The sequence below is a fragment of the Plantactinospora solaniradicis genome (genome assembly GCF_042658085.1).
GTDB classification, from domain to species: domain Bacteria; phylum Actinomycetota; class Actinomycetes; order Mycobacteriales; family Micromonosporaceae; genus Plantactinospora; species Plantactinospora solaniradicis.
Map to the genome: position 1 here is coordinate 164,518 of NZ_JBHSPR010000018.1, position 18,514 is coordinate 183,031.

The 18,514-nt window shown below is 70.6% G+C and carries 15 protein-coding genes; 8 read left to right on the forward strand and 7 right to left on the reverse strand.

What is annotated here, in order from left to right; translation table 11 throughout:
* Positions 1–39: 39 nt before the first annotated feature.
* From ACFP2T_RS22475 to dnaK, 5 genes are all read right to left on the reverse strand, one after another.
* Positions 40–660: a DUF4360 domain-containing protein gene (locus ACFP2T_RS22475; protein WP_377424724.1), complete on the reverse strand. Its 621-nt coding sequence runs from the start codon at positions 658–660 to the stop codon at positions 40–42.
* Positions 661–1,123: 463 nt separating this feature from the next.
* Complete coding sequence (locus ACFP2T_RS22480) at positions 1,124–1,570, reverse strand: heat shock protein transcriptional repressor HspR (RefSeq protein ID WP_377424725.1); 447 nt, start codon at positions 1,568–1,570, stop codon at positions 1,124–1,126.
* 24 nt (positions 1,571–1,594) lie between these two features.
* Complete coding sequence (gene dnaJ / locus ACFP2T_RS22485) at positions 1,595–2,785, reverse strand: molecular chaperone DnaJ (RefSeq protein WP_377424726.1); 1,191 nt, start codon at positions 2,783–2,785, stop codon at positions 1,595–1,597.
* A 125-nt stretch (positions 2,786–2,910) separates the two neighbouring features.
* On the reverse strand, positions 2,911–3,936 hold the full coding sequence (gene grpE, locus ACFP2T_RS22490) for a nucleotide exchange factor GrpE (protein WP_377424728.1): 1,026 nt from the start codon (positions 3,934–3,936) through the stop codon (positions 2,911–2,913).
* Positions 3,937–3,990: 54 nt separating this feature from the next.
* Positions 3,991–5,865, reverse strand: coding sequence for a molecular chaperone DnaK (dnaK, locus tag ACFP2T_RS22495; RefSeq protein ID WP_377424729.1), 1,875 nt, complete (start codon positions 5,863–5,865; stop codon positions 3,991–3,993).
* A 345-nt stretch (positions 5,866–6,210) separates the two neighbouring features.
* Between dnaK and ACFP2T_RS22500 the strand changes: the two genes are divergently transcribed.
* From ACFP2T_RS22500 to ACFP2T_RS22530, 7 genes are all read left to right on the forward strand, one after another.
* Positions 6,211–8,139 carry a GTPase domain-containing protein gene (locus tag ACFP2T_RS22500; RefSeq protein ID WP_377425191.1) on the forward strand — a complete coding sequence of 643 codons (1,929 nt, stop codon included), beginning with the start codon at positions 6,211–6,213 and terminating at the stop codon, positions 8,137–8,139.
* Positions 8,136–9,854 carry a GTPase gene (locus ACFP2T_RS22505; protein ID WP_377424730.1) on the forward strand — a complete coding sequence of 573 codons (1,719 nt, stop codon included), beginning with the start codon at positions 8,136–8,138 and terminating at the stop codon, positions 9,852–9,854. The genes ACFP2T_RS22500 and ACFP2T_RS22505 overlap by 4 nt, the downstream gene beginning before the upstream one ends.
* Complete coding sequence (locus ACFP2T_RS22510) at positions 9,851–10,288, forward strand: hypothetical protein (RefSeq protein ID WP_377424731.1); 438 nt, start codon at positions 9,851–9,853, stop codon at positions 10,286–10,288. The genes ACFP2T_RS22505 and ACFP2T_RS22510 overlap by 4 nt, the downstream gene beginning before the upstream one ends.
* Before the next feature lie 9 nt (positions 10,289–10,297).
* Complete coding sequence (locus ACFP2T_RS22515) at positions 10,298–11,527, forward strand: hypothetical protein (protein WP_377424733.1); 1,230 nt, start codon at positions 10,298–10,300, stop codon at positions 11,525–11,527.
* 331 nt (positions 11,528–11,858) lie between these two features.
* Entirely contained in the window at positions 11,859–12,536 is a 678-nt protein-coding gene (locus tag ACFP2T_RS22520) for a hypothetical protein (RefSeq protein WP_377424734.1), read from the forward strand.
* Positions 12,537–12,874: 338 nt separating this feature from the next.
* Entirely contained in the window at positions 12,875–14,257 is a 1,383-nt protein-coding gene (locus ACFP2T_RS22525) for an N-6 DNA methylase (protein WP_377424735.1), read from the forward strand.
* Positions 14,254–14,913 (forward strand): restriction endonuclease subunit S, encoded by a 660-nt coding sequence (locus ACFP2T_RS22530; protein WP_377424736.1) that lies wholly within the window; start codon positions 14,254–14,256, stop codon positions 14,911–14,913. The genes ACFP2T_RS22525 and ACFP2T_RS22530 overlap by 4 nt, the downstream gene beginning before the upstream one ends.
* A gap of 13 nt (positions 14,914–14,926) precedes the next feature.
* Here ACFP2T_RS22530 and ACFP2T_RS22535 read toward each other — a convergent pair whose 3' ends face one another.
* Both ACFP2T_RS22535 and ACFP2T_RS22540 read right to left on the reverse strand, forming a co-directional pair.
* Positions 14,927–15,541 (reverse strand): Uma2 family endonuclease, encoded by a 615-nt coding sequence (locus tag ACFP2T_RS22535; protein WP_377424737.1) that lies wholly within the window; start codon positions 15,539–15,541, stop codon positions 14,927–14,929.
* A gap of 153 nt (positions 15,542–15,694) precedes the next feature.
* A complete protein-coding gene (locus tag ACFP2T_RS22540) occupies positions 15,695–17,230 on the reverse strand; it encodes a M28 family metallopeptidase (protein WP_377424738.1) in 1,536 nt (511 codons plus the stop codon).
* 538 nt (positions 17,231–17,768) lie between these two features.
* Here ACFP2T_RS22540 and ACFP2T_RS22545 point away from each other — a divergent pair.
* Complete coding sequence (locus tag ACFP2T_RS22545) at positions 17,769–18,464, forward strand: NUDIX hydrolase (RefSeq protein ID WP_377424739.1); 696 nt, start codon at positions 17,769–17,771, stop codon at positions 18,462–18,464.
* Positions 18,465–18,514: the final 50 nt, after the last annotated feature.

An 18,514-nucleotide genomic window follows, 5' to 3' on the forward strand; every position in this document is an offset into this window, starting at 1 on the left:
CCCTCAAACCGCGGTCAAGAGACGCCTGCGGCAGCGCGATCAGCAGTCTCTCCAACTGAGGTGGTACACGCTGCGCACACTGCCGCGGGTCGTGTCCATCGCCATGAAGCTCGTGCCGTTGCCAGAACCGCCGCCATCCACCCGCAGTTCGGTGTTGACGTTGAGATTGCGCTCCTCGCCACACGGCGCGTAGACCAGGGCCGCGGCGCGGTCGGACGTGCGCCAGTGGTCGCTGTACGGCCCCTTGAACTCGTGGCTCGTCTGCGCGGTCGGCGAGGTGCCCATCAAGTAGTAGTGCGAGTGCTGCGAGCCGGTGGCTCCCGGCTGGAGGTGCGCAAAGCCCTGCAGGTCCACCTGGGCCACCGCGAACGTGAGGCCCTGAGGGATCTGCACCCGAAGGCTGAGCTGGCAATTCTTCCGGGATTCGGTCGGCCTCGCCCCGTCGCCTGCCAGGACGTAGTAGTCGCTGTAGGTGACCGTGAAGGACGTATCGTCCGCTGCGGTGCTCACCCTGGCCGTCCCCGCCGAGCAGCCCGAGCCGTTGACGGTCTCCACGCTGATGGTGATCCGCTCAGCGGGGGCCGCCAGGGGCTCGGTAGTTACCGTCGAGGCAAACAGTGCCGCCGCGAGTACGCCGCCGACAGCCATCACGTTGGACATACTAGTTCCTTCCGGTCGTCGCGATGCGGTCGCGCCCGCCGCTCACCATAGTCATTACATTGATTGACGTCAATTAATTAATCTTCATGAAATCTTCACTCCCGCGCCGGTCGGATGATTCTGGATCTGATCCATTAACCAGCGCCCGACGGGCACACAGGCCACGCCGGGTCGGACATCATGATTCATTAGGCTCGTCGGCCAGCATGGTCGAACCGGTCGGGGGTCGGACCGGATCGACGGTGCGTCTCATGAACGCGTCGGCATGCGGTGGAACGCGGTGGCGATCAGATCAACGGTTTGACGTCGCCAATACGTACGATCGACCCTCACGCCGATTGCCGGGGTAATGAATCCTGCGCGTTCGAGGTAATCATTTCCCAGCGCCGCCGGATGGGATTACTAGATCCACGGAAGCGCCGCTTTCGAAAGCTTTCGGGTAATGGCGCCCGAGTGGGCCCGGTCAGGCCGAGGGACCGGACCGGCGTGGGCGCCAGACCACCAGCGCGGTCGAGGCCCGCGTGGTGGGGACCAGGTCGCGGCGGGGCAGCCCACCGAGCGCCTCCAACTCCGCCACCCGCCGGTACGCCGCGTCCAGCTCCGCCTGCAGCTGCGCCACCCGCTGCTGGAGTTCGTCGACGAGCTGCTCCAGAACGATGATCCGCTTGATCCCGGCCAGGTTGACCCCGTCGTCCTGGCTGAGTCGCTGCACCTCGCGCAGCAGCGCGACGTCCCGGGCGCTGTACCGGCGTCCGCCCCCGGGCGCGCGGCCGGGCTGGACCAGGCCCATCCGGTCGTACTGCCGAAGGGTCTGCGGATGCATCCCGGCCATCCGGGCCGCCACCGAGATCATCAAAACCTTGGCGTCGGACGCCTGCTCGATCGAGACGACGACGTACTCATCAGCCACCTTGATCACCTCCGCGTTGACCGGTCAGTTGAAACGACGCACCCGGGCGTCCAGATGTTCCCGTCCCGCCGGGGGCGTCTGTGCGGCGAACGCCTCCAGCGCCTCACGCGCCTCGGCGGAAAGCTGCTCGGGTACCACGATCTCCACGGTCACCAGCAGGTCACCGGCCTGGCCGTCGCGCCGGGCCACACCCCGCCCCCGGGCCCGCAGGGTACGACCGCTCGGCGTACCGGGCGGCACCCGCAGCGTGACCGGGGCGTCCAGGGTGGGCACCCGCAGATCGGTGCCGAGCACGGCCTCGGCGATGGTGATCGGCACGGTCAGCGTCAGGTCGTCGCCACTGCGCCCGAACAGCTCGTCGTTGCGCACCTTCACCAGCACGTACAGGTCGCCGGCCGGACCGCCCCGGTCACCGGGCTCCCCGCGCCCGGCGAGCCGGATCCGCTGGCCGTCCGCGACCCCGGCCGGGAACCGCACGTTGAGGGTGCGCGACTTGGTCACCCCGCCGGTGCCCCGGCACTCCGGGCACTTCTCGTCGACGATCGTGCCGACGCCCTGGCACTCCCGGCACGGCTCGGAGAAGCTGAACGACCCCTGGTTCCGGGTGACCACACCGGCCCCGTGACACTGCGGGCAGGTCCGGGGCAACGTACCCGGCTTGGCCCCGTCGCCGTGGCAGGTGTCGCAGACGCCGGGAGCGCGCAGCGTCAGCGGCACCGTCACGCCGCGTACCGCGTCGTCGAAGTCCAGCACCACCTCGGCCTCGACGTCCCGCCCCCGGGCCGGACCACGGCCCCGGGCCGGACCACTGCCGCCGGAGAAGATCGAGCTGAACAGGTCGGAGAATCCGGCACCGCCGAACCGGCGGTCACCACCGGCGCCGCCCGGCTGACCCGCCCCGCCGAACAGGTCGGAGACGTCGAACGGGTAGCCCCCGGGCTGCCCACCGGCCCTGGCGTTCCGCCGGAACGCGCCCGAGCCGAAGAGCGAGCGCATCTCGTCGTACTCCTTGCGCTTGCGCGCGTCGGCGAGTACGTCGTACGCCTCCGAGGCGGTCTTGAACCGTTCCTCGGCCTGCACGTCACCCGGGTTGTGGTCGGGATGCGACTCTCTGGCCAGCTTCCGGTAGGCCTTCTTGATCTCGTCTGCGGAGGCGGACTTGTCCACCCCCAGCACGGCGTAGAAGTCCTTCTCCAGCCAGTCCTTGGAACTCATCGATCGTCCACCCCCTTTCCCTGTGACGTGGTCGAGGCGCCGCCCGTACCCGGTTCTACGAACCCGAACCCCGGACGGGCGGTACCTCGACCACGCAAAACCGGATCACCCTCGCTCGCGGCCATTCACTCCGACTCTGGATCGGCAACCGCCACCAGCGCGGCCCGCAACACCCGGTCGCCGAGCTGGTAGCCCCGGCGCATCACCTCGACGCAGGTCGACTCGGTGACCTCGGCGGAGGTCCGGTGCGCGACCGCCTCGTGCCGGTTCGGGTCGAAGGGGTCGCCCTTCTCGCCGAACGGAGTCAGCCCGAACTTGCCCAGCGTGGCGTTCAACTGCTCGGCCACCGTGCCGAAGGGCCCGACCAGGTCGCCGTGCTCCCGGGCCCGGTCCAGGTCGTCGAGTACGGGCAGCAGGGCGACGAGCACCGCCCCGGTTGCCTGCTCCGCCACGAGTCCCCGGTCCCGGTCCACCCGCTTGCGGTAGTTGGAGTACTCCGCCGTCACCCGCTGGAGGTCCCTGGTCCGCTCGTCCAGTTCGGCGCGTAGGGCCGCCAACTCGGCACCCAGCGGGCCGGGGCCGTCGACCTCCGGGGCGCCGCCACCGACCGGTGTGGCCGGAGCGTCCACCACCGGGCCCTCGGTGCCGGACGGCTTCTCCGCCTCCAGCACCTCGGCGAGTTCGGCGTCGTCCACCACCGGAGTGGCCGGCGCGGGCTCGTCCGCTGCGGCGTCGGGTTCGTCCGTCACGTCGCCCTGGTCGGTCACTGCCGCCGAGTCCGGCACGTCCGGCGTACCGTCGATCGACTTCGCGTCGTCGACCGTGCCGGCGGCGCCGCTCGACTCGGTGTCGTCGACCTCCCCGGTGGCCACGGTCGGCGCCTCGGCGCCCGCCGGCGGCTCGGGATCCGGGTTCGGATCCTTCACCGCCGTCGGGGCACCGTCGGCCGGCGTGCCGGCCGCGTCCGTCTCGCCGGCCCCGTCGGGTTGGGCGTGCCGGCCCTGGCTGACCTTGTCCCCGGTCATATTGATCTTCCGCTTGTCCCGGATGACGATGCCCTCGCCGGCCGTGCTCTCGGCCCGGCCGGGCGCGGAGCCACCCGGCGTCGATCCGACGGTGTCCGGATCGACGGCTCGTGGCTTGTCCGTCATACGACTACCTCGATCCGTCTTGCTTACGGGCAACGTGACTGCGGAGGTGACGGGTCACTTCTTGTCGTCCTCGTCGACGATCTCCGCATCCACCACGTCGTCGTCGCCGGCCTTGGCACCGGTCGGCCCACCGTCCGTGGCGCCCGCCCCGGCACCGGCCTGCGCCTGCTCGCCCTGCGCCGCGTACAGCAGCGTGCCGGCCTCCTGGGAGACCTTGGCCAGCCGCTCGTGCGCCGACTTGACGTTCTCCAGGTCGGTTCCGCCGAGCGCGGAGCGCAGGTCGCCCAGCGCCTCGCCGATCTTGTCCCGGGACTCGGCCGGCAGCTTGTCACCGCTCTCGGCCAGGAACTTCTCGGTCTGCCACTGGAGCTGCTCGGCCTGGTTGCGGATCTCGGCCTCTTCCCGCCGCCGCTTGTCCTCGTCGGCGTGGTCCTGGGCGTCCCGCATCATCCGCTCGATGTCGTCCTTCGGCAGCGCCGAGCCGCCGGTGATCGTCATCGACTGCTCCTTGCCGGTACCGAGGTCCTTCGCGCCGACGTGCACGATGCCGTTGGCGTCGATGTCGAAGGTGACCTCGATCTGCGGTACGCCGCGCGGGGCCGGCGCGATGCCGGTCAGCTCGAAGGTGCCGAGCTTCTTGTTGTACGCGGCCATGTCGCGCTCGCCCTGGAAGACCTGGATCAGCACCGACGGCTGGTTGTCGTCGGCGGTCGTGTAGACCTCGGACCGCTTGGTCGGGATGGTGGTGTTCCGCTCGACCAGCTTGTGGAAGATGCCGCCCTTGGTCTCGATGCCCAGGCTCAGCGGCGTCACGTCGAGCAGCAGGACGTCCTTGACCTCGCCCTTGAGGACACCGGCCTGCAACGCGGCGCCGACCGCGACGACCTCGTCGGGGTTCACGCCCTTGTTGGGCTCCCGGCCGGTGAGCTGCTTGACCAGCTCGGAGACGGCCGGCATCCGGGTCGAGCCGCCGACCAGGATCACGTGGTCGACCTCGCTGATCTTGATGCTGGCGTCCTTGATGGCCTGCTCGAACGGGCCCTTGCAGCGGTCCAGGAGGTCCTGCGTCATCCGCTGGAACTCGGCCCGGCTGAGCGTCACGTCGAGGTGCAGCGGAGCCGAGGGAGCACCGTCGGACCCGCTCGGGCCGGCGGTGATGTACGGCAGGTTGATGCTGGTGGTGGTGGCGGCGGAGAGCTCGATCTTGGCCTTCTCGGCCGCCTCGCGGAGCCGCTGCATCGCCATCTTGTCCTGGGACAGGTCGACACCGTGCTGGCCCCGGAAGGTCTTCACCAGGTGCTCGATGATCCGCTCGTCCCAGTCGTCGCCGCCCAGGTGGTTGTCACCGCTGGTCGACTTGACCTCGATGACCCCCTCGGCCAGCTCCAGCAGCGACACGTCGAAGGTGCCGCCGCCCAGGTCGAAGACCAGGACGGTCTGCTCCTTCGAGCCCTTGTCCAGACCGTAGGCGAGCGCCGCCGCGGTCGGCTCGTTGACGATCCGCAGCACGTTGAAGCCGGCGATCTCCCCGGCCTCCTTGGTGGCGGTCCGCTGGGCGTCACTGAAGTACGCAGGCACCGTGATCACCGCGTCCGTGATCCGCTCACCCAGGTACGCCTCGGCGTCCCGCTTGAGCTTCATCAGCGTCCGCGCGGAGATCTCCTGCGAGGTGTACTTCTTTCCGTCGATGTCAACGGACCAGTTGGTGCCCATTTCCCGCTTGACCGACCGGATGGTCCGGTCCGGGTTGGTCACCGCCTGACGCTTGGCGACCTCACCGACGAGCACCTCGCCGTTACGGGCGAACGCGACGATCGAAGGAGTCGTCCGCGAGCCCTCGGCGTTCGCGATGACGGTGGGCTCACCGCCTTCGAGAACGCTGACGCAGGAGTTCGTCGTGCCGAGGTCGATTCCGACCGCACGTGCCATCTTCGCTTCCTCGCTTCGTTACAAGGCAGGTGACGGGCGCCGCCCGCAGCGCACCCACCGCAAGTTGAGTGGACCGGGCTCAATAGTGCCATGATCTCCGGCTGCGTCAAAGTCGGACTTGAGTCACATGGACGCAACCCCCCGATCGGCCTCCCCACCGGCTCCGGCCAGCCGTCGGACGGGCATCGAAGAGGGTCATAGCGGCCCGGAACGCCCCGGCGTCCGCCCCGCGGCCGGCAACGCGCTGATCCGTAAGCAACCGTGCCTGTTGTCTGTGTTGCAGGGATCGGGCAGTCTTTACCCGTGACGACCCACGGCGATCCGGCCACCGGCCTCGGCACGCCCATGGTCGGACCAAAAACCCCCATCACTGACATTCGTTTCGATACGGTCGATACTCCCTCCCAGCCGCCGGGCGCCGGTGCTCCGGACGCCGACGCGGCCGGGAGCACTCCGACGCCCTCCGCCGCACCGGCACCGGCTGCCTCCCGACCACGGCGGTCGACCGACACCGAGCCGGCCGGCGGGACCGCCGAACCGGATCTACGCGAGGTGCTGGGCCGGCTGCGTACCGTGATCGACACGACGGCCTATCCGCTGACGCTGCCGGGCGCGGACGAGGCGCGACACCTCGCCGCCGCGCTCGTGGCGCAACTCGACGACTACCTGCTGCCGCGCCTCGCCCGGCTGGACGCACCGCTGCTGGTGGTCGTCGGCGGCTCGACCGGGGCCGGCAAGTCGACCTTGGTCAACAGCCTGGTCCAGGCCCGGGTGAGTGCGGTCGGCGTGCTCCGGCCGACGACCCGCTCGCCGGTACTCGTCTGCGGGCCGGCCGATTCGGCCTGGTTCCGACAGGGTGACCTGCTGCCCGGCCTCACCCGGACCACCGAACCCGGCGACCGCCCGGACACGCTGCAACTGGTCGCCGCGCCGGCCCTGCCGGCCGGGCTGGCCTTCCTGGACGCGCCCGACATCGACTCGGTGGTCGACGCCAACCGGGCCCTCGCCGCGCAACTGCTCGCCGCCGCCGACCTGTGGCTCTTCGTCACGACCGCGGCCCGGTACGCCGACGCGGTGCCCTGGGAACTGCTCCGTACCGCAAAACTGCGCGGCACGGTGATCGCACTGGTCCTCGACCGGGTGCCACCGGCGGCGACCGACGAGGTGACCGCCCACCTCTCGGAGATGCTGGCCGCGCAGGGGCTGGCCGCCGCGCCGCTGTTCGTACTGCCCGAAACGGTGGTCGACGGGCAGGGGCTGCTTCCGGGCCGGCTCACCGAACCGCTGCGGTCCTGGTTCGCCCGACTCGCCGCCGACTCGGAGGCCCGCGCGTCAGTCATCCGGCAGACCCTGGACGGTGCCGTCAGCGCACTCGTGCCGGCGGTCGAGAGCCTGGCCGCCGCCGCCGACCAGCAGGCCGCCGCCGCGCAGGCCCTGGACCTTCGGGTCCACGCCGCCTACCGGGCCGCCCGCCATTCCGTGGAGCAGAGTCTGCGGGACGGCCGGCTGCTCCGCGGCGAGGTGCTGGCCCGCTGGCAGGAGTTCGTCGGCACCGGCGAGCTGTTCCGGACCCTCGAGGCCCGGGTCGGCCGGCTGCGCGACCGGCTCGTCGCGGCGGTGACCGGCCGTCCCGCCCCGAACGCCCAGCTTCGGACCGCGATCGAGTCCCAACTGGTCACCCTGCTGCGGGAGACCCTCGCGGTCGCCGCCGAGCAGAGTTACGCGGCCTGGCAGGCACATCCGGCAGGCGCCGCGCTGCTCACCCCCGAGTTGGCCCGCCCCGCCGACGACCTGCCGGAACGCGCCGAGCGGCTGGTCCGAGACTGGCAGCGGGGCGTCCTGGAACTGGTCCGCAGCCAGGGCGGCGACAAGCGCTTCGTGGCGCGCAGCGCGGCGTACGCGGTCAACGCCACCGGCCTGGCGGTCATGATCGCGGTCTTCGCCTCGACCGCCTTCATCCCGACCGGCCTGGAGGTCGCGGCGGCCGGCGGCACCACCGTCGCGGCGCAGAAGGTCCTCGAAGCGATCTTCGGTGACCAGGCGATCCGTACCCTGGCCACCCGGGCCAGGTCCGAACTGCTGCTCCTGGTCGACCAGCTGCTCGACCAGGAGGCCGCGCGCTACCTGACCCGGACCGCCACGGCCGGAGTCGACGCCGGCCCCGGCGACCGGCTACGCGAGGCGGGCCGGACGCTCGACGCCGCCCGCGCCCACGCCACGTCCGACGAGGATCCCGGAGCGACCGGAGCCACCGGACCGGAGGCGATCCGATGACCGACATCCTGGGCCGGGTACGGAACGCGTTCCGCAGCGACCAGCGGATCGACCCCGACCGGCTGGTCGAACGGCTGACCGCGATCGACCGGTTCATCACCGTCGTCGACGGCCAACTGCCCGACGACCGGCTGGTCCCGGCGCACACGCTCGTCGAACGGGCCGGCACCCGGCTCGCACTCTCCGGGGCCCACACCGTGGTGGCGCTGGCCGGCGCCACCGGCAGCGGCAAGTCCAGTCTGTTCAACTCGCTGGCCCGGTTCGAGATGTCCCCGGTCGGAGTGCGACGGCCCACGACCGGAGTCACCCACGCCTGCGTGTGGGGTCCGCTGGACGGCGCGACGAGGCTGCTCGACTGGGTCGGGGTGCTGCCACGGCACCGGTTCGTCCGGGAGAGCGCGCTGGACGGGACGGACGAGGCGGCCCTGCACGGCCTGGTCCTGCTCGACCTGCCCGACTTCGACTCGGTGGAGCGGTCGCACCGCTCCGAGGTCGACCGGCTGCTCGGCCTGGTCGACCTGGTGGTCTGGGTCGTCGACCCGCAGAAGTACGCCGACCGGGTGCTGCACCGCAGCTACCTGCGCGAGTTCCACCGGCACCGGGACGTCACCGTCGTGGTGCTCAACCAGGCCGACCGGCTGCCGGGAGCCGAGTTGCCCCGGGTACTGGCCGATCTGCGCCGGCTGCTCGACGCCGACCAGCTCGCCGGAATTCCGGTCCTCGCCACCTCGGCCCTGCGCGACGCCGGAACGGCCCCGCTGCGGTCGGCCCTGGAACAGACCGTCGCCGAGCGGCAGGCGGCGCTGCGCCGGCTCTCCGCCGACGTGGACCTGGTGGTCGACGGGCTCTCGGACCTGATCGGATCCGCTCGGGTCGACGCCGACGTCGACCGGCCGACGATGCGCCGGCTCATCGACGCGCTCGCCGGCGCCGCGGGCGTACCGGCGGTTGCCGAGGCGACCGAGCAGGCCTACCGGCACCGGGCGGTCGCCGCCACCGGTTGGCCGCTGGCCCGGGGCTGGCGGCGGCTGCGGCCCGACCCGTTGCGCCGGCTCCACCTGACCGGGGCGACGGGACACGGCCCCGACGGCGCCGCCGCGCTGGAGGACGGCCTCGGCGGCAACCGCCCGGCGCTGGGCGCGACCTCGGTGCCCGAGCCGACCGCGGCGCAACTCGCCGCCGTCGGACTGGCCGTGCGCTCGGTCGCCGACCGGGCCGGTACGGGGCTGCCCGCCGCGTGGTCGACGGCGGTGACCGCAGCCGCTCGGTCCCGGATGGCCGACCTTCCCGACGCGCTGGACCGGGCCGTGGCCACCACCGACCTCGGGATGGACCGCCGACCGGTCTGGTGGCAGATCGTCAACGCGATGCAGTGGCTGGTGACCGTCGCCGCGGCGGCGGGACTGGCCTGGCTGCTCGTCGGGTACGCGGTCCGGGCACTCGGCCTTCCCCGGCTGGAGTACCCGATGGTCGGGCTGACCCCGTTGCCCACGGTGCTGCTGCTCGGCGGCCTGCTGCTCGGGGTGCTGATGGCGCTGCTGGTCAAGCCGGTGATCCGCTGGGCGGCCCGCCGGGCCCGGTGGCGGGCGGAGGGCCGGATGCACGACGCCGTGGCCGAGGCCGCCCAGGGGTACGTGATCGTGCCGGTCCGCGAGGTGCTCCGGTCGTACGCCGAGGCGAGGTCCGCGCTGGCCGTCGCCTCCTCGTCCCGGTGAAGGCGGGCACAGGAAACGCTCGGGGACGGACCGTCCTGATCCGGGGCGGGCTGATCCTGCTCGGCCTCCTGCACCTCTCGTGGGGCGTGCCGGCGGTGCTGGCGCCCCGGTGGTTCTTCGACAACTTCCCCGGTTTCGGACTCAACTGGACGGCCGGCTATCCGCCGTACAATTCGCACCTGATGACCGATGTCGGCGCGGCGTTCCTCACCCTGGGCGCCATGCTGCTGGCCGCCGCATGGCTGGACGATCGACGGGTAACCGCCGTGGTGCTGAGCGGCCTGCTGCTCTTCTCGACCGTGCATCTCGGCTTCCATCTGGCGCACGGTGGCACTCTGACCAGCGCCGATCTGCTCGCCAGTCGTACCGTGCTGCTGCTCGGGGTGATCGGTCCCGGCGCGCTGCTGGTGCTCGACCACCGCTGGCGGGCGTAGTGTCGAGCCATGGCCTCGCCTCGGACCCCTTTTGAAGCCGTGCTGCACGCCGCTCGCGACGTGACCAAGCTCGACTGCGCGCTCGACGCCGAGATGCTCGGTACGGCACTTCTGGGCAGTGTCTATGCCATCGCGGAGGAAGACCGCAGCAGCGCCGTCCGGGAATTCGTCAGCGACTTTCTCTCCGCGACGTCGCGCCGCCGGACCGCCGCCGCGACCACGATCCGGACCGTCTTCGCCGCGCTGGTGCCGGACGCCGTCGGCGCCGCCTCGGTCAAGCCCGGCACCCAGGCGCCGTCCTGGTCCGGCCAACTCGGCAAGGTACGCCTGACCGGCAGCTACGCCTACGGCGACGTGTACGGCGACCAGACCTCGTACCTCGCCACCTTCGCCTACGACGACAGCGAGGCGGGCGGCCCCGAGCATGCGGTGGTGGCCCTGGTGGACCACAACATCGGGATCACGAAGGACGTCTTCGTCGGTGGTCCCGCCGAGCGGATCCTCGGACAGGTCCGGGAGATGTGCGCCGACGACGAGCTGACCTGGTTCCGCGAGGAGGACCCGTCGCGACTGCGCGGCGAGGTCGCCCGGCACCTGGACATCACCGACGAGTTGGGGGACCTGCCCGACGAGGGCTCGCTGGCCACCGATCGCGCCCTGGTCGGCCACCGGCTGGCGCTGCTACCGGCACCGGCGCCCCCGGTGCTCGGTGACGACGTCGAGCCGCTCTCCACGGCCGAACGCGACCGGCTGGTACGCGCCTTCCTGGCCTCGCCGGAGGCGGCCAGGTTCGGGTTGCACCAGGTGGCCGAGGCGGATCTCGCCTCCCTGCACTTCTGTCTGAGCCTGGTGCTGGACCATTCGGCGTCGTTCCCCGACGCGGACCCGATGCGCTGGAGTCCGGCGGTCGCCGGCCTCTTCCTGCTCGACTGGGTGCACCGGCGGGCGGTGCTGGACATGGACGACGCGGCGATGCTGCCCCGGGTGGTCCGGAGCTGGGCCGCGTACGCCGCCCGGCAGCGGGCCCTGCCGGGCGAGGCGGCCGCCCAGACCGACAGTTCGGTCGAGGAGATGGTGCCGGAGTTCGTCCGCCTCTACACCACCGGCGAGCGGCGCAGCCCGGCCACGGCGGCCGTGGCGCAGCTGATGGCCGAGGGCGTCGACCCCAACGATCCGGAGGCACTGGACGCCTGGATCGAGGCGAACCGGCAACGGCTGGGCGACGACCCGGTGCAGTGACTCCGGGCGGGCCGCCCCGACCCGGCCGTGGCGGGGCGGCCACTGTGTCCTGTCGTACTGCGCCGCCCCGGAATCGCCGCACCCCCGTTCGGAGCGTCCTCGTGCGGACGGGGCCTTAACAGATTTTTCGTAGCCAGATACGCTTGCTGAACCGGACAGCCGGGCGATAAGCTCGCAGAAGGCTGGAACGAGCCCCTCGGGCTGAGTGGGCGCAACAAGGCTGAGAAAAAGCCGTGCCCCGGGCGGCATGCGATGCAGAGGCGGACCCGGGGCTTACCCCGCAACGATAGCAGATCCGAGGGTCCGATCAGCCTGCCCGGAGAGGAGCGAGATGACCACGGACCTACCGCCGTGGATGCGTCGGGCTTTCTCCCCGGCACGCCTGGCGCCGTACCTCGCGGCGTGCGGCGGCGATCCGGCGACCGCGGAACGGCTGTACTGGTGGAACAGCGAGGTCTCGGCCGCGTTCCTGGGACCCCTGCACTGTCTCGAGGTGACCCTGCGCAACGCCCTGCACCAACAGTTGCACTCCAGGTTCGGCCGGGCGGACTGGTGGACGGCCGCGCCACTCAACGCCGTGGGCAGGCGTCTCGTCGGCGAGGCGGAGGCCAAGTTCCTGCGCCGATCCCCCGTACGGCAGATCACGTCCGACGACATCGTCGCCCAGTTGTCCTTCGGGTTCTGGGTCTCCCTGCTCAGCAACAGCCGGGGCTCCAGCTACGACCGTCACCTCTGGGTGCCGACCCTGCACCGCGCCTTCCCGCACTACTCTGGCCGCCGGGCGCTGCTGCACGACAACTTCGAGTCGATGCGGCTGCTACGCAACCGGATCATGCATTACGAGCCCATCCACCACCGGGATCTCCTCGCCGACCACACCAAGCTCTACCGGCTGTTGAACTACGTGGACGCGGTAGCCGCCAAGGAGGTGGCCGCGATGGACCGGGTGCCCACGGTGTTGCGCCAGCGCGCCGACGCGTGCGCCGGACGACGACACCCGCGGTTCTAGCCGGGGGGACGACAGTGGGCCAGAACGAGCGATTCCTGGTTTCGCGAGCCGACCTTGCCCGGCTGGCCGGGGTACGACGTCCAGCGGTGAGCAACTGGGAACGCCGGCACGGCGACTTTCCCGAGCCGGTGCAGACGGACGGCGTGGACAGGTTCCGGGCGGACGAGATCGCGGTGTGGCTCTCCCACAGAAGAATTCCGGCGAACGCCCTGGAACCCAAAGAGACTCCCGGAATCTCATATGGCGATCGATTTCTCCGGAACCTCACGGCGGAAACGGCAGAGGATCCTCCGAGGCCCGACCCGCCGCCTGAGATCACGCGAAAGCTGTGGGCTGCCATGGACGGGATCCTCCGTGGTGTGCTCTCCGCCGAGGATCGCGTCAATCTGCTCCTCACCCTCATCCACCGGCGGGTCCGCCAGCCCGAGGACTGGGCCGGGCTCGCCGCCGCGGCCCAGGATCCGAACGGTCACTCCGCCCTGATGCCCCTCGTGGCCCACATGCTTCTGCCGTCGGCGGACGGCGACCGGAATCCGCACCGCTGGCTGTACTCCCTGCGGGACACCCCAACGGCGCGGCAGGCGCTCAGTCAACTCATCCTGACCGTGGACGGTGCGCTCGCGGCGGACGCCGCGGACCGGAAGACACCTGGGCGATCGGCTGCGGCAGGCGTCTTCGACCTGATCCTCAACCAATGGGCAATGGGCGAGGGGCAGAAGGGCCATCAGTTTTTCACTCCACGACCGGTCGTGCGGCTCGGCGTCCACCTGCTCTCGGCGACCGGTTCGGCCAACCGCATCTACGATCCGTACTGCCGTGCTGGAGGGTTTCTCGAGGAGGTGGTCACACGCCTGGCGAGTGACCCCGACAAGCCAGATGGCGTGGAGATCTACGGAACCAACCCGGATCCGGAGATTCTCGGGATCGCGGCGATGAACCTCGCGCTGCACGGAGTCGACGCTCGGCTGGAAACTACGAACCCGGTCGACGGACCCACGTCTTCCGACACCCGTCGCCGCTTCGACCTGGTCTTCACCAATCCGCCGTTCAACATGTACCTGAACCACGATCCGGACCTCGGAGACCGTCATTGGCCGTACGGTTCGCCGCCGAAGCGGAACGCCAACTTCGCCTGGCTTCAACACGTTGCCTCCGCCCTCGACGTCGGGGGGCGCGGTGCGGTCCTGATGGCGAACAACGCTGCCGTTTCCGCCAACGGACGGGAACAAGACATCCGGGCTGCGATGGTGGAGGACAGCGTCGTCGAGTGCCTTATCGCGCTTCCAGCCCGACTCTTCTCCAGCACCGGAATTCCGGTGACGATGTGGATTTTGAAACATCCCGCCGAACGCCTTGACGAGATTCTTCTCATCGACGCCAGCGAGATGGGCACGATGGCCTCCCGGACGCTTCGTAGCCTGACGGACGAGGACATCAGCGGTATTTCGGAGATCTACCGGGATTGGCGGGACGGACGGCGGACAGCCGAGCCGGTTCGTCGACACGGCGCGGTCGCCGCCTCGGTGCCGCTCACGGAGATCCGCCGCCAGGGCTACCTACTGCACCCGTCGACGTACGTCGCCGTGCCCCAGCAGGAGCCGAAGGCTACCGATGCCCGGTCGGACCTGGCGAACGCCGCCACCGACCTGCACCGACTCGTCGCCCGCGCCAGCGAGGTGGATTCCCGGGTCGCAGCCCTGATCGCGGAGATCACCGGATGAAGCCGTTGATCGGCGAGATACCCGCTGATTGGCGAGAGGTCCCGTTGTCCGACGTGGCCGAGCTACAGGCCGGGCCTTCCGGAGCCGCCCTCCGGACCGGGGAACGGACGGCGGACGGCATTCGGTTGGTGCTGCCGCGACACCTGCAGGACGGCCGGATCGACGACGAGCGGCCGACCTTCGTCGGGGCCGACCAGGCCAGCGCGTTGACCCGATATGCGCTCCGGGCGGGCGACATCCTCTGCGTACGCGCGGGAGAACTCGGCAAACACGCGCTGGTCGGTGCGGGCCATGAGGGTTGGATCTACGGCACCAGCCTGCTACGGCTGCGGCCCACCGACGCAGTACGACCCGGCTTTCTCGCCTATTACCTGGCCCTGCCTCCGGTGCAAGACTGGATCGTCCGGCATGGCACGGGCACGGTGATCCCCTCGATCCCCGTCCGGCTACTGAACGAGCTGCCGGTCGTCCTCCCACCGCTCGCGGTTCAGGAGTCGATCGGCGAGGTTCTGGCAGCGGTCGACGATCAGGTGGACGTACACCGGCGGATCAGCGCCACTGCCCGTCGTCTCCGTGACACCCTCGCCCCGCTGCTGTTCTCGGGTGCGATTCCGGCGGTGTCCGTGCCTCGGCAGGGCGGCCAGCACCAGCCCTGACGCACCCCGGCCGTCACCGGTCGTCGACGGTCGGGGCGAGCAGCCGAGCCCGGCGGGCGGTCAGGCCGGGCAGGTCGACCCGGACCGGCCACGGCTGGTCGGTGGCGAACGGCTCGGTGGTGTAGTGGGTGACGTACCGGTACTGCCGGCCCCCCGGGTCGAGCACCAGCTCGGCGAGCGCGATGGTCGGCTTGTCCTCCTCCGGCACGACGATCCAGTACGCCGGTACGCCCGCCCGGGCGTACAGCGCCCGCTTGGTCTCGGTGTCCCGGAGCGCGGAGGTCGGCGACACGACCTCGACGACCAGCAGCGCGTCGGCGATCGGGAACGGGGTACGCCGCAGGTGCTCCGCCCGGGTCACCACCACGTCCGGCCGGGGCTCGTTGTGGTCGTCGACCGTGGTCGACTGGTCGGTGCCGACCGCGTACTCATCGGACGGGCTGGAGTCTTCCAGGAGGTTGGCAATCCAGCGGGCGATGGTGTTGTGGTCGATCGTGGCCAAGGGGGACACGATGATGCTCCCGTCAATCAGCTCGTAGCGCCGGCCGTCGTCCGGCAGGGCGTGCAGGTCTGCCGTGGTGTAGCCGTGCGGGCCGGGCCGGTCGAGGGCGATCGGGGCGGCGGTCATCGGAGGACCTCCGGGATCGGTCGGGGGAGCCACGAGGTCAAGGCTACGGGTGGGACGTTCACGGGCGCCACGATAACGGTGAGTACCGACGGTTTCACGCAACGGCAGCGGGGCGGCGCTTTCGCACCGCCCCGCCGCCGTACCCGGGAATTCTCAGCTCGCGACCTCGTGGTCGTCGTGCAGTCCGCCGCCGCCCCCGGCCGGCGCGGTGGTGCCACTCGCCGGGCCGCCCGTCGGTGCGGTCAGGCTGCGGGTGTCGTAGGCGTACGTGATGACGGCGTGCGCGACGGCGTCGGACATCTCGTCGATCGCCTTGAGGCTGATGTTGTCGATGTCGTCGCAGGCCTGGTGGTAGCACGGGTCGTACGCGACACCGGCGGTGCCGCCGTAGACCCTGGCCTCCTCGGCCGTCTTGATCAGCTCGGCTCCGGTGAACAGGCCACCGGACGGAATGTCCACACCGGCCGCGATGAACGGCCCGTAGTCACTGCGTCCGGAGAACGGCGTCTCCGCCGAGGCCAGCCGCTGCGACCGGAAGTAGTCGTGGAACAGCTTCTCGATCGCTCCGGAGCCGGGCGGGCCGACCGCCGATCCGGTGCCGGGCGGGAACGCCGAGTTGTCGCCGTCGTAGACGAACCGGACGTAGTTCGGCGAGCCGACCATGTCGAAGTTGAGGTACAGGGCAATCTTGTCCCGCTCGGCCGCCGGCAGGTTCGCGACGTAGTAGGTCGAGCCGACCAGGTTGGCCTCCTCGGCGCCCCAGAGCGCGAACCGGACCTTGTTCCGGGTCGGGAAGATGCTCATCTTCTCGGCGATCTCCAACAACGCGGCGCTGCCGCTGCCGTTGTCGTTGATCCCCGGGCCCTCCGGCACCGAGTCGAGGTGCGCACCGGCCATCACCACGTTGCCCGGGTTGCCCCAGCGCGACTCGGCGAGGATGTTCTCGGTGCTGGCCATGCCCCGGAAGGTGTCGGTGAAGACCCGCAGGGTGAGGCCACCGGCGACCTGGCCGACCAGTTCCTGGCCGAGTGCCTGGGAGACGCCCAGCGCGGCGAAGTCCAGGGTGTACGTGTTGCCCAGGGTCCCGGAGAGGTCACCGCTGATGTTGTTGTAGATGACGGTGGCCGCCGCGCCGGCGGCAGCCGCGTTACTGGCCTTCTGCCCGAACGGGCAGGTGCCCCGGCTGATCAGGACGATGGTGCCGACGTTCGCCGGGCCGAAGTCGCTGGCGGCGCAGCCCTGCGAGTCGCCGGTCGGCACGCTGGCCGGCGCGGTGACGTCGGCGCTGCCGGAGTAGCTCATGATCCGGTGTGGGAGGTCGCCGGCCGGTGCCGACGTCCGTTCCAGTTCGGACGGAGTGTTGATCAGGAACGTCTGGAAGTCGAACTTCTGCCGCGTCACCCGGTATCCGGCCCGCCGGAAGACCTTCTCGGCGTAGTCCACCGACCTGTCGTAACCGGACGCGCCCGAGGCCCGGTTGCCTCCGTTGCGGTCCGCGATCTTCTGTAGCTCCTTGAGGTGTTTCTGGACGCCCTTGGTGGTCACCGCCTTACGTAACGCCCAGGAGCCAAGGCTCCCCAGGCTTCCCAGGTTGGCCTGGGCGGGCGCCGGTGCGGCCGCCACCGCGAGCGCTGTCACGAGCGTAGTGGCCAGCAGGCCACGGCTCCACCTACCGCTGGTGCGACCCACGCTGCCTCCTGTCTCAGGTCACCGGGGTTTTCCGGTGCTATCGAGGGACGTCAGCATAGCTACGGGTAGATGGCCGGTGAATAGTCCACACGCGTGTGCTTACTGGCTGGTAGGGCTGAGTCACCACAAATCGCAGCCGGGTCCGGCATCGGGCCACGCGCTGCTCCATCGACGACGGTCCGCCTCCGCGCCGGCCCGCGTGGCAGCGCGGACCGGCGGGGCCTCAAGGCGTGTCGCCCGTCCGGTGTGAACCGACGGTGGTCGCGCGCCGGTCGGCGGTGGCGGTGTGGCCGACGACCGGCGGGCCGCGACGTGGGAGAGCATGTCGGGCCCGCCGGTCCCATCGAAGACCGGTCCGCCCCCCGCCGGCCGGTCAGGGCGGCGGCGCTGACCGAGGTCAGCGCCGCCCAAGGCCACCGTTGCCGGTCGGCGACCTCGTCTGAGGGTTGTGCTGGGCCGGTACCTTTCGGTCCGGAGTTTTTCGTCCTACTGACGATAACGCTTGTGGTAGCTTCTCGTCAAGGTGGTGATAATTCAGATGGCCGAATACCCGCCGTTCGCGGTGACCGTCGACCTGGTGGTCCTCACCGTGCGGGAGGACGAGCTCTGCATCCTGCTGGTCCGCCGGGGCATACCGCCGTACCACGGTCGCTGGGCGCTGCCCGGCGGGTTTGTCGGGATCGACGAGGACCTGGCGGACGCCGCCGCACGGGAGCTCACCGAGGAGACCGGGGTCCCAGAGCCGGTGGGCCACCTCGAGCAGTTGGGCACCTATGGCACGCCGGGACGCGACCCGCGCGGTCGGGTGGTGACGGTGGCGTACCTGGCCCTGCTTCCGGACCTACCCCCGCCGGTGGCCGGCACCGACGCGGCCGCGGCCGACTGGCTTCCGGTATCCCGGATCGCCGACGCCCAGCTCGCCTTCGACCACGACGTCATCCTGGCCGCCGGACTGGAGCGGGCCCGGGCCAAGCTCGAATACACCCCGCTGGCCACCGCCTTCTGTCCGCCGGAGTTCACCATCGCCCGGCTGCGGACGGTCTACGAGACCGTCTGGAGCAGTCAGCTGGATCCGCGCAACTTCCACCGGAAGGTGACCGGCACCCCCGGCTTCGTGGAGCCCGCCGGCCGGGTCACCGAGGGAGATCGTGGGCGGCCGGCACAGCTCTACCGACGCGGGTCGGCCGAGCTGCTGCACCCGCCGATGCTCCGTCCGTCCCTCACCCGAGACTGACCCTCAGCCGGGACTGGCCCTCAGCCGAGGCTGGCCCTCAGCCGAGACGG

Bases quoted from the DNA above. Each gene is read 5' to 3' on its own strand.
- ACFP2T_RS22545 (WP_377424739.1), top strand. From the start codon at position 17,769: ATGGCCGAATACCCGCCGTTCGCGGTGACCGTCGACCTGGTGGTCCTC.
- ACFP2T_RS22475 (WP_377424724.1), bottom strand. From the start codon at position 660: ATGTCCAACGTGATGGCTGTCGGCGGCGTACTCGCGGCGGCACTGTTT.
- dnaK (WP_377424729.1), bottom strand. From the start codon at position 5,865: ATGGCACGTGCGGTCGGAATCGACCTCGGCACGACGAACTCCTGCGTC.
- grpE (WP_377424728.1), bottom strand. From the start codon at position 3,936: ATGACGGACAAGCCACGAGCCGTCGATCCGGACACCGTCGGATCGACG.
- ACFP2T_RS22530 (WP_377424736.1), top strand. From the start codon at position 14,254: ATGAAGCCGTTGATCGGCGAGATACCCGCTGATTGGCGAGAGGTCCCG.
- ACFP2T_RS22515 (WP_377424733.1), top strand. From the start codon at position 10,298: ATGGCCTCGCCTCGGACCCCTTTTGAAGCCGTGCTGCACGCCGCTCGC.
- ACFP2T_RS22500 (WP_377425191.1), top strand. From the start codon at position 6,211: ATGGTCGGACCAAAAACCCCCATCACTGACATTCGTTTCGATACGGTC.
- ACFP2T_RS22520 (WP_377424734.1), top strand. From the start codon at position 11,859: ATGACCACGGACCTACCGCCGTGGATGCGTCGGGCTTTCTCCCCGGCA.
- ACFP2T_RS22535 (WP_377424737.1), bottom strand. From the start codon at position 15,541: ATGACCGCCGCCCCGATCGCCCTCGACCGGCCCGGCCCGCACGGCTAC.
- ACFP2T_RS22525 (WP_377424735.1), top strand. From the start codon at position 12,875: ATGGACGGGATCCTCCGTGGTGTGCTCTCCGCCGAGGATCGCGTCAAT.
- ACFP2T_RS22505 (WP_377424730.1), top strand. From the start codon at position 8,136: ATGACCGACATCCTGGGCCGGGTACGGAACGCGTTCCGCAGCGACCAG.
- dnaJ (WP_377424726.1), bottom strand. From the start codon at position 2,785: ATGAGTTCCAAGGACTGGCTGGAGAAGGACTTCTACGCCGTGCTGGGG.